General features: G+C 71.1%; 2 protein-coding genes. Both read left to right on the top strand.

The window, feature by feature from the left end:
* The first annotated feature begins 52 nt into the window (after window positions 1-52).
* Window positions 53-724 carry a hypothetical protein gene (locus O7627_RS20505; RefSeq protein ID WP_278095118.1) on the top strand — a complete coding sequence of 224 codons (672 nt, stop codon included), beginning with the start codon at window positions 53-55 and terminating at the stop codon, window positions 722-724.
* 124 nt (window positions 725-848) lie between these two features.
* A complete protein-coding gene (locus O7627_RS20500) occupies window positions 849-16,403 on the top strand; it encodes a toxin glutamine deamidase domain-containing protein (RefSeq protein WP_278095117.1) in 15,555 nt (5,184 codons plus the stop codon).
* Window position 16,404: the final 1 nt, after the last annotated feature.

The following is a 16,404-nucleotide window of genomic DNA, read 5'->3' as shown; positions in this document are numbered from 1 at the left end:
GGCTCGGCTACGCGGCCGGGTGCGTCAGCCGGGTGGGCGCCGGAGGTGCGCGGTGAACGGTGACCGGATGGTTGCGGCGCTGGAGCGCTACATCTTGAACGCTCCCGACGAACGCATCACCGCGCGGCGGGACTGGCCGGACAGCATGACCGTCCGCACCAACTGGGGTTCCTACGGGTTCCAACACTCCGACTGGTTGATTGCCCAGGAGAGCTGGGTCGATGAGGCCGTCTGGGTTGTGATGCGCACCCCGGTCGAGGACGTCATGCTCGAGACGTACGGGATGCTCGAATGCTGTGACGGGACCGTCCTTTGTGTGAACGACCTGGCCACCATGCGCGACCTCGGCCGCCGGCTCGTCGATGACCTGAATCCGATGGCGTACGCCGAACTGTTGGGCGAGTTCTACTCCGGACCCAGGATTGATGGGCCCGTCGTCTCCGCGCCCACCGTCAGTGAGCTGGCGCGGTCCGGTTGGTTCATCGACGACGTTGCCAGTGCTGTGGCCGCGCATCCACAACTCGGCGCGATCGCACTCGAACCGCCCCGGCTGAGCCGTGCGGGCGGCCGGGTCGAACTCGGATTCGACTCATGCCACTACTACCTGGACCACTTCGGCGTTGGCGCAGCAATTGACGTCCTGCGGTGGAAGGTCACCGTCGATGAGAGTAGGGAGGTCTCCTGGCGCCGTGAGTACGTGGCACAGCGGGTGACCAGGAAGTAGAAGTCGTCACAAGCGCGGCCGGTCCGATTGCCGGCTGCGATGAGGGTGCTGAGGGGAGGTTGACGTGGCGGACAATGCCGTCGGCGATGGCGCTGACTATGCACTTGAGCAGATACGACAGTGCATGATCCAGATCAACGAGTGGATCCCCGTCCTCGGCGACTTCCTCGAAATGATCACCCAGTGGCCGGAGGCCCGCCACGACCGGCTGTTCGACCTCTCCGACTCCTACCTGCACGCCGCTGAGCTCTACCAGGCGCATCTGGAGGAGCTGCAGGACTACTTCGGCGACTTCGACGCGTGGCAGGGCGACGGCTCGGCCCAGGTCGCGCGCGCCCACTTCCAGGCGTACTTCGACGAGATCGCCGGGATGGGCGAACTGCTCGGCGCGGTCCAGCAGACCGTGCACGTCAAGGCCCTCGAGATCGAGACCATGAAGTGGATGGCCGTCGTCACGCTGGTGATGATGGCGATCGCGCTGATCCAGGCCATCATCACCATCTGGACCGGCATCGGCGGGTTGGCCGGACTGGCCGCCATCGTCACCGCCCGGCAGAGCATCGTCGCGTTGGCCCGGCAACTCGTCACCCGGCTCTGGCAGGAGACGGTCCGGGCCGGGGTCCGGCAGTTCACCCAGAATCTGGCCCGCAACGTCGGCCGGGCGGCGCTGCGCGGCGGCCTGATGTACGCCGGCGTGATGGGCGGCATCAAGGGCGGCATCCTACTGCTGCAGGCCGCCGAGGGGCACGACCCGTTCACCGAGGGCTGGGCCACCAGATTCGGCGTGGAACTTGTCGACAGCTTCATCGCGGGCGCCATCGGCGGACCGCTGACCTTCGGCATAAACAGCCGCGTCGTGGAGGCGGTCGCGTTCGGCGTCGGCCAGTTCGGCGACAACGTGCTGCAGTACGGCCGGGACCGGGCGCTCGACGCCGCCGGCCTGACCGACTGGGCACAACGCAACCACCTCTACAGCGGAATGACGCTCGGCAATCTCACCAACTCGCTGACCCCTGCCGCGCTGCTCGGCGAGATCCTCAGCGAGACCCGCCGCGGTGGTGCCCGCCCCGACCTGATCACCCCGACCGTCGGCCAAGCCGCGCAGAACCTGTTCGGCAACTCCGGCGCGAACCTGCCATCCGGCGCGAACCTGCCGTCGGGCGCCAACTCCGCGCCGCCCGCCGTGCTGCCCACCCCGGCTCCGGTGCTCACCCCCGCCGGCGCGAACACGCCCGTACCGGTGGGCGCCACCACCCCGACCGGCGCCAACGCGGGCGGCACCGGCACGAGCACCGCCACCGCACCGGGTTCCCGCACGGCCCCGGCCGGCGTCGTCTCCGCACCGTCCGCCACCTCCACCAGCCCGACCACGACCGCCAGCACGACGACCACGACCACCGGCTCCACCACCACCGGCCAACCCACAACGGGTACGCCCACAACGACCGGAAGCGGCCGGGACAGCGGCACCACCACCAGCACACCGGAGTCGCGCACGCCCACACGGGAAGATTCGGCCCCCCCGACACCGGCCGCCCCAACCCCGGCGACGCCGACCCCGGCCACGCCGACGCCCGCGACGCCCACCCCCGACTCGTCCGGACTGGCCACCCCCACCCCGGCCAGCCCGAACAACCCCACCCCCTCGTCGCCGACGCCCGACGGCGGCCCTCGCCCGGACGCCGACACCACCATCCGGCCCGACCCGCCGATGGCGGACCCGGTCCGTGGCGACGGCACCCGGGCCGACAACGCTCCGACCACACCAGACCCGACTTCGCGCACCCCGGACCAGGCGACCCCCGAGGGCGACCGCACCCGGGATCAGGACCCGCTGAACACCACCGGGCCGGCGCCGAACGTCGACGGATCCCCGCCGCTGGACTCCACCGCGCAGACGACGCCGACCAGGGACGCCGCTGACGGCGTACCGCCGGGGGACCGGACGCCGGACGGTGCCGGAGCCGACGGTCGCGCGCCTGACCAGCGGGCCGGCGACGGTCAGCCGCCCAGCCCGGTGACCCCTCTGCCCGACAGTGGCCGGTCTGACTCCGGCCGGTCCGACGCGGACCGCTCCGACCCGGCCCGGAGCGAGCCGGCTGCCGATCCGTCCAGGTCTGAGCCCGACCCGGGTACGGGACGCGACGAGCCGCGCTGGTGGGAGTGGCGGCAGCGGATCGAACAGCGGATCGAGACGCAGTACGCCGGCGGCGTCGCCGCCCACCTCGGCGGGCTGCGAGGCGACGTGGACGCGGTGGTCGGTTCGGCCCCCCGGCTCACCCCCGACCTCGTACAGCAGGCACTGAATACCAGACCGGACAGCCTCAACCGGTACGGCGAGCGGCTGCGCGGCTTCATCGAGCAGAACTTCACCCGGGTCGACGAGAGCGGTAACCGCCGCCCGATGACGGCGACGGAGATCGACGCCCGGCTGGACCAGATGCGCATCGAGGCGCGCCCGGCGCCGTCGCCCACCCGTCCCGACGCCCCGGAGCCGGACGCCGCCGAGCGGGACACCCCCGAGCCGAATGTTCCCGAGCGGGGCGCTCCCGAGCCGGACGCCGCCGAGCGGAACACACCGGAGCCCAGCGCCCTCCAGCCGACCGCTCCGCAGCCCGACGGCGCCAACCGCGACGACCGTCCCGACCGCACACACCGGTCGGACCTGCCCGACGGCGGAAGGTCGGATCTGCCGGACGGTGGACGTTCCGAGCTGCCGAGCGACGGTCGCGCCGACCTCGCGGAAGGGGGCCGATCCGATCTTCCGGAGGGCGGCCGGGCAGATCTCCCCGAGGGCGGCCGATCCGACCTGCCCGACGGGGGCCGATCCGATCTGCTGGATCGGGGCCGCACCGATTCGGTCGGACCGGACAGCCGTCCCGACGGCGCGCCCCGCCCGGACGGCACCCGCCCGGACGTAGACCCGCGCCGGGACGGGGATTCGCTCCGGGAGGGTGTGGTGCGGGCCGAGGGGAGGACCCCGCCCGACGGCACGGTGCGGCCCGAGAGCGCGGTGCGCGGCGACGGAACGACGCCGGCCGAGGGGCGGGCGCGGCCGGAGGAGGAGGTACGGGCCGAAGGCACTGTTCCGGTCGAGCGGCCGCGAACCACGCCGGACGTCACCGCGAGCACCAACCCGCCGCACACCGGTGACGGGCCGCGTAACGAGGATCCGTCCCGGGACACCGAGTCGGAGCTGCGACCGACCGACAACCTCGGCCCGAACTACCCCACCCGGGACGGCCGGACCGGCGCCGACCTGCCGCAGCAGGTCCGTGACATGGTGGACCAGGCCCGGCAACGGCTGATCGACAACTACCCGGAACACGCGATCGCCGGCCGGCTGCGCGACCTGGACGACATCGCCCGGATGGCTGACCGGTTGCAGGACACCGTGGCCCGCGCCCGGTCCACCGGCGACACCCGCGACCTGGTACGCCAGGTGCGCGAACTCAGCAACGCGGTCAACCGGTACTCGGACCGGTACCGGAACTGGCACCACCCGACCCGGCCGGACATCCCGGCCGACCCGGGTTGGCGTGACCTGGACGGCGTCGACCCGCTCAACTCCGTCGAGATGGCCAACCGGGCCGCCACCATCGACCCGGACACGCACCGCTTCCACGTCATGGACCAGGCGATCGCCATCGCCAAGATCGGCGACGTACTCGGCCCCGAGTTCGAAGCGCACGCCCGGCGCACGTTCGAACGAACGGTCCCGATGGACATCCAGCACGCCCAGCACCTACTGCCGTCAGACGAGGTGAGGCGCCTCTCCAGAAGTATCGCTAGGGATAGCCGTGGCTTTTTCGAACCACGCAGCGGCGCCGTTTTTGTCAACCCGACCACCATGGTCCAGCACCCGGTGACTGGTGGTCCGATGTCGGTACCTCGTCCAATCAGCGGGATCGCCACGACGATCGTGCATGAAGGCATGCACGTCCTGCAGCCGAACAACGCAGTCATCGGCAATCTCGCGGAAGGCAGCCTTCCGGAACCCGAGGTGGCTCGGACCATGGGAATGCTTCGCTTCGAGCGGGAGTTCCAGGCGTTCTCGGTCCAGCAACGGTTCCTGCACGGACTGGCCGGGTTCCGGTCTGCCGACCCGCAGTCGGACCCGCGCATCCCAGCTGCCGACGGTTACCGCGATGTCGCCGCCTACAGCGTGCGGCAGACGATGGACGAGATTTCGAACAGGTACAACGTTCCCCGGTCGATCCTGCCCGACGACCTCGTTGCGCGGCTCGCGGAAATGACGCCGGAGCGGGTCACCGAACAGGCGCGCAGCGCGATCGCCGAGGCGACCCATCCCGATCCGTCCCAGCGGCGGCAGGGTGGACTGGTCGGTCCGATCACCACTCACGTGTTCGACACCCACGGTTGGGACCTCGACACCGTCCAGGGCAACCCGGCGGCGTCGGATGTCGGACCGTCCCAGGACGGGTCGGGTCGCTCGACCGAACCGGAGACGGGCCCGGATCCCCCCAACCAACCGGCCGAGCAGTTCGGGCCGCACGATCCGCAGCAGCCGGGTCCGCTCGGCGAGCATTTCGCACCGGGTGTCCACGATCCGCACGCCGGCACGCCGCAAGGCTTCGACCCCAAGGAGCAGCGCACCGCCGCCCTGCGCGCCAGCGAGGGCCGGCAGGTCACCCGGCTGCCCGTACACCCGGAGAACCACGCCGGTTACCGGTCGCTGGAGGCGCTGGAGCGGTCCGGCCCGGACGATCCCGGCCGGGGTGTGGAGTACAAGGAGGTCGGTCACGACACCCGGTCGTCGGTCGACGATCAGATCCGGCGGGGCCTGGCCAAGTTCCAGGCGCAGCCGGACGGTAGCCGCCTCGAAGGCGACATCGTCCTCGACGGTCGCGAGGCCGGCCTGAGCCGGGCCAACGCGGAGGCGTCGCTGCGCTCCCGGATCGGCCGGATGCTCGCCAACGGCGATCCGCGGCTCGACCAGGTCGGTCGCATCGACATCTACCTCGGCGACGGCAGCCGGCTGAGCTACGCCGACGGGCGCATCACCCACCACACTCCGCAGGGTGACCGAACCGTCGGCACCTGGGACCCTGACGCCCGCAGATTCGTCGAGCCGCCGACCGTCACCCCGGACGAGCTCGATTTCGAGCACGGGTCGCCACAACCGCCCGACGGGGGAACGCCCGAGGCCGACGGACCGGCTCCGGAGGGTGGACCGCCCGACCCACGGTCGGTCGAGCAGCGCTATCTGGACGCGCTCACACCGGAGGAGCGGGCCGAGCTGCAGGCCGCCCTGGACCGGGCCACGCCGGTGGCGGAGCAGATGCGGTCGGACCTGCTCGACGTGGAGGCGGCGCTGCGGGAGCAGTTCCAGACCCGCGACGTCGAGGTGATGGGCGACGGCGGCAGCGACGTCAAGAAGCTGGTGTCGCTGGCCCGCAAGTTCCTCATCGAGGGCGACCGGTTCGGCCTGGACGCCTTCCTCGGCGAGGCCAACGACCTCGCCCGGTTCTCGCTGCGCGTCCCCGAGGGACCGCACTACAACGACGTCGTCACGGCAGCGCTGGACCGGCTGCAGCAGGCCGGCTACCGGTACGACCCGGCCCACGACAAGAGCTTCTGGCGGCCCGGCAACCGCTTCTACGGCCGCAACGTCACGCTCTTCAACGCCGACGGTCACGCGATCGAGGTGCAGTTCCCGACCCGTTCTTCCTGGGACGCCGGCACCCACACCCACCGGCCCTACGAGACCCTGCGGCTCGACGCCCCGGACCCGGTCACCGGCGAGTCGCAGCCGCCGCGCGCCAGGATCGACGCCTTCCTGGAAATCCTCAGGACCAACCGGGAGTTCGGTCTCGCCGACCGGGTTCCGGGCGGTGTGGACCCGGCCGGGTCCAGGGACACCAGCTTCGCCAAGTGGATCGCGAGCCGACCCCAGGTGTGGGCCGCCTACCAGGCGGCGCTGGCGGCCGACGGACGCACCTTCGCCGACGAGGTGCGGGAGCGTGGGCTCGGGGTGGAAGACTTCCCGATCGACCCGAAGCTGCTGCAGGGGGGACGGCTCGATGCCGCAACAGTTCAGCTACTACGTTCTCTACCGCCGGGACCATCGGACGGATCCGCCGGTTGGCCTGCTGGCCGAGGGCCGGACGGACCCCAACTACCCACTCCGGGTGATCGGGTGGAGTCACCGGTCCAGGACCTGGACGGAGGCGGCCGACACACTGGCGGAGATAACCATCAATCCGGAGTACGAGGACCGGTTCCGGATGGTGGATCGGGCGACGGCCGAGGCGATAGCCCGGGAGCATCTGGGCGCGACGCTGCCGACCGAGGAGGAGATGCAGCGGATCGGGGACCAGGCGGCGACGGACCGCCGCGAGACCCGTCCGTAACGCCAACGCCTGATCCGGGTCCGCCTGGTCCGGGTCTGGCCGACGGCGTACCGCCCTTGGAGTCGACCCGGACGGTCGGGCCTCGCAGCTTGGCGCCGATCGAGAGTCCCCAGTACCAGCGGGACGTCGAGGACAGCCTGCGGACCGAGAACGGCGGTTACCAGGTCGGCGCGGACCCGTCCACCCATCCGTACGGCCAGCTGATCAATGATGGTGGCCCGGGAGTGGTCGGCCGAGGCAACAACTGCCTCGACAATTCACTCGCCGCGCTGTCCAGCTTCTACGGACAGCCCGAGGTCTCCGCGCCGCGCTGGCCGGACCGGCGTCCGGACGGTTCGATCGACCGGACGACCGGCGAGGCCGATGGACCCGCCCGAGCCGGCCAATGGCTCAACGCGGCCTGGACTCCGCCGCCCGTCAACATGCCCACCGACCCGGTCGGCCGGGCCGCGGCCGTCGCCGACCAGTACCGCCAGCTTCATCAGCAGATCGCGGATGCCGGCCCGGGCGCCTCAGCGCTGGTGGTCGCGGAGTGGCTCGCCGTCGACCAGGTCACCGGCCAGCCGGTGGTCGACGCAAATGGCGCGGTCCAGATGGAGAACTCGCACGCGTTCGTGGTGGTCTACCCGCCGGGAGCCGACGGCCCGGTCTGGTGGGACCCGCAGCACGGCCGCACCTCCAGCGGCCCGCCGGCCGGATACCAGGCGGCCACCCACACGCTATGGTCCATGCGCGGCGAAGGGCTGGCCCGCGGGCCGCTACCGATGCCCAACACGACGGGCGTCGCCGGTAGGCCGGACGACGTCGCACCGAACAGCGAGGGTACGCAGCATGAGCCAGGAGCAGGAACTGACCGAGGAACAGGCGCTCGACCTGATCACGCGGCTGATCGGGCGGGGCGGACAGGTGGCTCTGCACCCGTTCGCGCACGGCTGGCTGGCTCGGGAGATCCTGACGGCGGAGGAGCGCAGCCGGGGGATGCAGATCGGCATGGGCAGCTACATCATCGACCGGACGGGAGTGATCACGGTCCACTCGAGTCTGCCGATCCCGATGGTGATCGAGGAGTACAGCGAGGCGCGGACCCAGGGGCGGATAACCGGCCGACAGATCTGGCCCGAGCCGACCGAGACCTCCCTGACGGACCCGCGACCCTAGCCGATACCCATCCGGGCGAGCAGCGGTACCTGGACGCGCTGACGCCGGATGAGCAGGCCGAGCTTCAGGCCGCGTTGGATAGCCCGGGAGCATCTGGGCGCGACGCTGCCGACCGAGGAGGAGATGCAGCGGATCGGGGACCAGACGGCGACGGACCGCCGCGAGACCCGTCCGTAGCGCCGCCCTCCGATTCTGGCCCGCCCGGACCGGGTCTGGCCGACGGCGTACCCCCGTTGGAGTCGACCCGGACGATCGGGCCGCGCAACCTGGCGCCGATCGAGAGCCCCCAGTACCAGCGGGACGTCGAGGAGAGCCTGCGGACCGAGGACGGCGGATTTCAGGTCGGTGCGGACCCGTCGACCCATCCGTACGGCCAGCTGGTCAACGACGGCGGTCCGAATGTCGCCGGCCGAGGCAACAACTGCCTCGACTGTTCGCTGGCCGCGCTCTCCAGCTTCTACGGACGACCTGAGGTCTCAAGTCCTCGATGGCCGGATCAACGCGCGGACGGGTCGCTCGACACGCACTCCGGTGAAGCGGATGGGCCGCAACGAGCTGCCGGATGGCTTGGCCAAGACTGGACCGCTCCCTCGCCGGACACCCCCAGCGATCCAGTCGGTCGGGCCGCTGCCGTGGCGGATCAGTACCGGGCACTGCATCAGCAGGTCGCCGACGCGGGACCGGGAGCCTCGGCCTTGGTCGTCGCGGAGTGGCTGGAAGTTGATCGCGAGACCGGCCACCTGGTGACGGCCGCCGACGGCGCGGTCCAGATGGACGGTTCGCACGCCTTCGTTGTGGTCTATCCGCCTGGTGCGGACGGACCGATCTGGTGGGATCCGCAGACAGGCCGGACCTTCACCGGCCCACCGTCCGGATATGTCTCCGCGACCTTCGCGCTATGGTCGATGCCCGGCGGAGGTCTGGCCGGTGGCCCGCTGACGAGGTCGGGCCTGACGGGTGACGCCGGTGGACGCCACCACGTCGCACAGCACAGTGAGGAATCGCAGCGTGAATCAGGACCAGGAGATAACCGAGGAACAGGCGGGGGATCTGATCACCAGGCTGCTCGGACCCAGCACAGAGATAGTACTGCATCGATTCGAGTTCGGCTGGCTGGCTCGGCCGAAGCTCACCCCACAGGAAATCAGCCGGGGGCAACACATCGGTCTGGGCAGCTACATCATCGACCGGACGGGAGTGATCACGGCCCACACGAGTCTGCCGATCCCGATGGTGATCGAGGAGTACAGCGAGGCGCGGACCCAGGGGCGGATAACGGGCCGGCAGATCTGGCCCGAGCCGACCGAGACACCTCCGGCGGGGTAGATGAATCCGCCGCTTCGCCAGTCGATCGAGGATCCGTAACAGACAGCGGCACGCGCGAATCGGTCGGCGACGGACCGCCGCGAGACCCGGCCGTAGGGTCGCCGGTGGATCCGGCTCGGTCCGGTTGGGGTCTGGCGGACGGGGTGCCGTCGGTGCGGGCCGGCCGGACGTTCGGTCCGGGCGGGCTGGCGCCGATCGAGAGTCCCCGGCATCAGCGGGACGTCGAGGAGAGCCTGCGGACCGGGTCCGGTGAGTTCCTGGTCGGCGCGAATCCGGCTACGCATCCCTACGGCCAGCTCATCAACGACGGCGGCCCGGAGGTGGCCGGCCGGAGCAACAACTGTCTGGACAGTTCGCTGGCGGCGCTCTCCAGCTTCTACGGCCGGCCTGAGGTCTCCGCGCCGCGTTGGCCCGACCAGCTTCCGGACGGTACGCGGGACCACTTCAGCGGCGAGGCGGACGGGCCGAACCGGGCCGTGGCGTGGTTGGGTTCCGGCTGGTCCGGGCCGCCGTCGAACATGCCGACCGATCCGGTCGGGCGGTCCGCCGCGGTGGCCGACCAGTACCGGGCGCTGCACCAGCAGATCGCGGACGCCGGACCGGGTGCCTCGGCGCTCGTCGTCGCCGAGTGGCTGGCCGTCGACCGGAACTCCGGCCAGCTCGTCACCGACGCCAACGGCGCCGTCCAGATCGCCGGGGCACACGCCCTGGTCGTGGTCTACCCGCTGGGCGCCGACGGCCCGGTCTGGTGGGATCCGCAACGCGGCCGGACCTCGACCACCCCGCCGAGCGGCTACGTGGCGGCCACCCACACGCTATGGTCCATCCGCGGCGACGGCCTCGCCAGCGGCCCGATACAGCGCACAACGGGCGCGGTCGGATCCTCCGACGGCGTCGTGCAGAACAGCGAGGGAAGACGGCATGAGCCAGGAGATCACCGAGGTACAGGCGGAAGAACTGGCGACCCGATTCCTGGGGACCGGCACCCGGATAGCTCTGCACCCGTTCGAGCACGGCTGGCTGGCTCAGGCGATCCCGACGGAGTCCGACCGCAGCCAGGGGAGGCATATCGGGCTGGGGAGCTGCATCATCGACCGGACGGGCGTGGTCACGGTGCAGTCGAGCCTGCCCATCCCGATGGTGATCGAGGAGTACAGCGAGGCGCGGACCCAGGGGCGGATCACCGGCCGGCAGATCTGGCCCGAGCCGACCGACACGCCACCCAACCCCTAACCCAAAACCAAACCCCGGCGGTACGCCCAGAGCGCCCCGGGCCGCTGCGGCGGATGGTCGACGGCCTGCGGCGCCTGTTCGGCCTCGCCGATCCGCCGTCGAGCGGCGCCCGGCCGGAGCCGCCGACAACCATGCTGCCCTGGCCGGACCAGCCGACCACACCACCGGTCTGGCCGGAGCCGACCCGCTCGGTCTGGCCGGAGCCGACGCCCCCGGTCTGGCCGCCCGACCAGTTCACCACCGGCCCGGTCCGGCCCGATCCGCAGACCACCGCCCCGGTACGGCCGCATCAGCAGGCGGCGAGCCAGGTCTGGCCCGACCAGAGCCAGGTCTGGCCCGACCAGAGCTATGGCTGGCCAGACCAGGGTCACGGCTGGCCAGACCAGGCGAGCAGCGCGCCGCCGCGTGCCGTGCCGTCGACCGTCGACAGCACTCCCGTACCCGAGGAAAGCTCGCCGGCGGTGGAGCCGGCGCCGGCCCCGGAGAGTTCCCACGACGAGGTCTGGAGCGACCCACCGTGGCGGCGGGAAGGTCGCGACCCGTCGTTGGACGAGTTGATCCCCGCCACGGACGCGGAGATCGCCCGCTGGGAGGGCGCGGTCCGGGAGGAGTTCGCGCGGCACCTGGACGGCCTGGAGTTCGCCGGGATGCGGCTGCGGCTCGACCCGACCGTGCCAGAGAGCTTCAGCGTCTACCGGGACAGCGTGGTCATCCGCGCCGACATTCTCGACGGCGAGCGTGGGTACGTCGGGCAGGCCGTCCGGGAGTTCCGCCGCGACCACGACGGCCGGCTGATCGCCGAGCACGTCTCGCTGAAGCTGTCGAAGTCCGTGCACGGCCGGGGCTTCGCCGACCAGTTCAACGAGGCGATGCGGGACTGGTACCGGTACTCCGGCGTCGACCACATCAGCCTGCGGGCCGCGTCGACCATCGGCGGCTACGCCTGGGCGCGGGCCGGCTTCGACTGGCAACCGGAAACCGGCCACCACGCCCGCAACGTGATGCAGCGGCTCGGCACCGAGCTGCGTGCCGCCCGCGCGGACGCCGAGGCGGTCGCCGCGTGGGCGGCCGGCGACGCGAATGTCGACATCGCCGCACTGCGCGCCCGGTACGGCGCCACCGACCCGGACGCCATCGTCGACGAGATCCAGCGGCAGCAGGAAGGGGCGCGGGACATCCTCGACCGGGCCGCCCGGCACGGCTTCGGCAATCCCGGTTATCCGACCCCGTACGAGGTCAGCCGGGCCGGCTGGAACGGGCAGCGCGGCCCGGAAGCGAGCTGGCTGGGCAAGCGCGCGCTGCTCGGCGCCGACTGGCGGGCGTACCAGCGGATCAGCGACGGCGGCCCGTTCCACCCCCGCAGCGCCCACGCCAACCCGGAGCCGTCCCCGCCTGCCGGCGGGGGCACCGATCGCGTATTCGACCCCCGGGACGCTGAGCGGCGCCTGCTGGACAGTCTCGCGCCCGAGCACCGCGAGGTGCTGGAGTCCTCGGTGGCCGAGGCGCGGGTTGTGGCCGACGGGGTGCTGGCCGACCTGCGGGCGGTGACGGCCGGGCTGGACGGGTTCACCGAGTCGGACCGGCCCCGGGTGGTGGACGAGCAATATCGGCCAAAGAGCCTCCCGTCGCTCGCCCGGAAGTTCATTGCCGTATTCGAGGCCAAGGGGCAGACACCAGAAGCGTTCCTCAACTCGGTTGCCGATCGGGTCAGGTTCAGCGTTCAGACCCCGGAGGCCAGGTACGGGGCGGTAATCGATGCCACCCTCAGGGCTCTCGTCGACCGCGGGTACCAGATCACCGAGGTCAAGAACTTCTGGCTAGCGGGCAATCGTCATAACGGAGTCAACGTCACGGTACGATCTTCAGCCGGATTCGCGGTGGAGGTGCAGTTCCCCACGGCACTGTCCCGGGACCTGGGAAAGACGACCCATGAGCTTTACGAGATTGTTCGCCTTCCGTCGGCCAGCTCTGTGGACCGGGTCAACGCATTGCTCGAAATTTCCCGGCTGAATCGGCAGGCGGGAATATTTGACCGGATGCCGAGCGATATGGGGTCGCTGCCCCGGCCCGTCGACACCAGCTTTGAGGCGTGGACCCGCCGGAAGCCGAGAGCATGGGCGGAGTATCAAGCCCATCTGGCTGCGTCCGGACGGACGTTCCCGCAGGTAGTCGCGGAACTTGGCCTCGGACTCAGGGACTTCCCACGCGGTGAGAGATTGGGGTTAAGCGGTGCAGCCGAGAACGTTCGACTACCACGTGGTGTACCAGACCAGCCGAGGGAGCCCTCCCGCCAGCCTGATCGCGTCGTGGCTGGAGACCGACCACCCGTTGCGCGCGGTGCTATGGAGCGTCCCGAAACAGCGGTGGATCTGGGCACCGGAGATCGCGGTGACACTTCTGTACGACGACTCGGAGGAGGAGGGGATCGACCCGGTGGACCGGTCGACGGCGGAGCGGATCGCGCGGGAGTACCTGGGGACCGAATTGCCGACCGAGGAGCAGCTGCATCGGATGTGCGAGGAGGGCGTCCGCCAGTCCGAGACGTAGACGAGCAGGGCTTGCCGCAGGATGAAAGCGCGGATGGCCGTACTGGTGGACTTCGAGAAGACCTGGGAGAGCCGTCAGATGGTGGAGTACGCGTTCGGGGTTCGCTTCAGCTATCACGCGATGCTCAAAGCGCCGGCGACACCACCGTCCGGCCTGATCGCGGTTCGGGCGTGGTCGGGTCCGTTACAGGCAGTAGTTTGGCACATTCCGAAGCGCCGTTGGATCTTCGCGCCGGCACTCGCGGCGCCGAGGATCTTCGACGACCAGTACGCGGACCGGAACCGATCCGTGGACCGGCCGACGGCGGAGCGGATCGCACGGGAGTACCTGGAGACGGAGTTGCCGGCGGAGGAACAGCTTCACCAGATTTGCCAGGAGGGCGCCCGCCAGTCCGAGGAGTAGACGAGCAGGGCTTGCCGAAGGATGGAAGCGCGGATGGCCGTACTGGTGGACTTCGAGAAGGTCCGGGAGAGCCGTCAGATGGTGGAGTACGCGTTCGGCTTCCCGGAGATGGATCGCCGGATGGTGATCGAGACGGCGACCCAGCGCGGCACACCGCTGGACGGGTTGGAGAACCTGCTCTACGAGAAGGCGTACCTGAAAATCGTACGGACCTGGCTAGCCGATGGAACGTGGCCGGAGAGGGGCGGGTACGCGGCGTAGCGGACGCAGGTGGGTCGCCCACGCCGGCTTCCGTGCCGCAGCAACGCTCCGACCCGGCCGCCGCTCCGACCAACCCGGCGGGCGCTCCCGGCGGCGCGGCCCGGGTGCCGTTCGACTTTGAGCGGTTCTTCACGGATTCCCGGTGGGCGGACGAGGCGACCCGCTTCGAGCAGCGGCTGGGCGCGTACTACTTCACCGACCCGGCCACCCTCGACGTGGCCCGGGAGGCGCTCGGCCGGCTGCGGGACGTGCTCACCGACCTGACCCCCCGGCGGCCCGACGAGAGCCCGGCCGCACACGCGCGGCGGGTGGAGGGCGCCTTCTTCCGCGACGACGCCGCCGACAGCGCCGGCCAGGTCGGCGCCACCGTCCGGCTCGACGACCTGCTCGCGCATGGCAACCTGCGGGAGCTGATGACCGCCTTCTACAACGCCGCGTACTTCAACCGGTCGGCCCCCCACACTCTCGCCGCCACCCTCATCGACATCTTCGACGGCGGCCGGTGGGACGCCGCGCGGGACGCGGGCATGGACGTCGACCAGCTCCGGACCATGCGGCACCAGCTCGACGAGAGCGTCAACCGGGCGATCCTGGGCCGGCTGGAGGCCCGCTTCGACCCCACCGGGTTCCGGTTCGGTCGGGACCCGTTCGGCACCGGCAACGTGGTGATGCTCTCCGATCGCGGCATCCGCGACCTCGCCGACGTGATCCAGAGCCAGGCGAGCCGGCACGACCGGACCCCCGAGGAGCAGGAACGGCTCGGCCTGATCAGCAACCCCGGCCGGTACGACGCCCTCGGCGTGCCGCTCGGCCGGTTCGAGCGGGCATACCTCGAATCGCGGCTCGGCGGGCCGCTCACCCCGGACACGCCGCTGCCCTGGCGGGAGGGGGTGGCCGCGCACGAGTCCACCGGCAGCCGCTGGGCCAGGCGGGTCGCGGGTGACGGCTTCCCCGTTGTCGACGGTGTCTCCGCGACCACCACCCGGATGCTCACGGCCGCCCGGTTCCTCGGCCTCGACCCGGCCCGCGTGCAGGGGTTCCTCGGCGCGTTGATGGGCTGGATGCTGCCGGGGCGGGACCATTCGCTGTTCGAGATGTTCCGCGGCGCGCAGATCGCGGGGATCGCCCGCACCGAGCTCCCGCCGGGTGGCCGGTTCACCGCCGTCGACCTGCACCGCAACCTGCCCGGCCTGGACCTGCACACGTTGCGGACCCGGATCCTGCCGGACGGGCTGTTCCCGCACGAGGCCCGCTACCTGCAGCACGCCACCGACCCGGACGGCTTCACCGAGACCCGGCACCCCATGGTGCGCGACACCGCCGCCCGGCTCTGGCCGCAGCTGCGCGACGGCCGGGTCACCGACTCTGATCTGGCCGACTGGCTGCGCCGCAACGGCATCGACCCGGCCGACCAGCCCGCCGTCCGGGCACTGGGGGAGCGGCTGTCCGAGCCGCACGTGATGGCGCTCACCGTCTACACCCGACACAGCCACTACCTGATCAACAACGTGATCCGTACCCAGCTCTGGACCGCCGGGGTGTCGGAGTCGGCGGTCCGGGCGCGGATGGGCTCGAAGGTCCGCGAGCTGGTCGGCAACTACCTGGAGAACCTGCGCGCCGGACGGAAGGCGCTGCCGTTGCCGCTGGCGTTGCGCCCGGTACTGCACGTCGGCGAAGGCCACCTCGACTCCCGGTCGGCGTTGAGCCCGTTGACGCGGGACTGGATGGCCGCCGCGGACCGGGCGGACGCGGCGAGCCGGCTGGCCCACGAGCACCAGACCGCCGGTCGCGCCAGCGAGGCGCGCCAGGCTCGCGCCGCAGGGGTACGCGCGCAGCGCGAGCAGTCGATCGCCTGGCGACGGCTCACCGCGGCACTGCAGGCGCCCACGGCCCGGCTCTTCGACGAGGTCCGCTGGCACGCGGACATGGTGCACGATGCGCTCACCCGGTTGCCCGCGCTCGGCTCGCCCGACCGTCCGGCACTCGCGTTCCGCGGGGACTGGCTGACGCCCGGTCACTCACCGATCTACGGGTCGCGGCTGCGGCCACAGGGCACGGCGAGGGAGTTCCTCAGCGTCAGCCGCCGGCTGGACGTTGCGGTTCGGTTCATGGCGGAGAACCCGGCCAGCGACCGGCGTGTCCTCGTCGTCTATCGGCTGACCGGCGGCCAGGCTCGGGACATCTCGGTCTTCTCGTCCTTCGCGGAGGACCAGGAGGCGGTTCTCCCGCCGCGGTCGCGGACCCGACGGGTCGACGACCGCGACCTGATCGAGCGGGTCCGCGCAGACCTGGCCGGAACGATCGACAGTATGGTCCGCGACGGGGTGATTCCGAACGCGCCCGAGGGCTACCAGGTCATCGTGATGGAGGAGGAGTGAC

The organism is Solwaraspora sp. WMMD1047 (assembly GCF_029626155.1).
GTDB lineage: Bacteria > Actinomycetota > Actinomycetes > Mycobacteriales > Micromonosporaceae > WMMD1047.
The sequence above is the reverse complement of the archived record's forward strand: the minus strand, read 5'-3'. Positions and strand labels throughout refer to the sequence as shown.

Excerpts from the sequence above, each read along its gene's own strand:
- O7627_RS20500 (WP_278095117.1), top strand. The coding sequence starts at position 849 with ATGATCCAGATCAACGAGTGGATCCCCGTCCTCGGCGACTTCCTCGAA.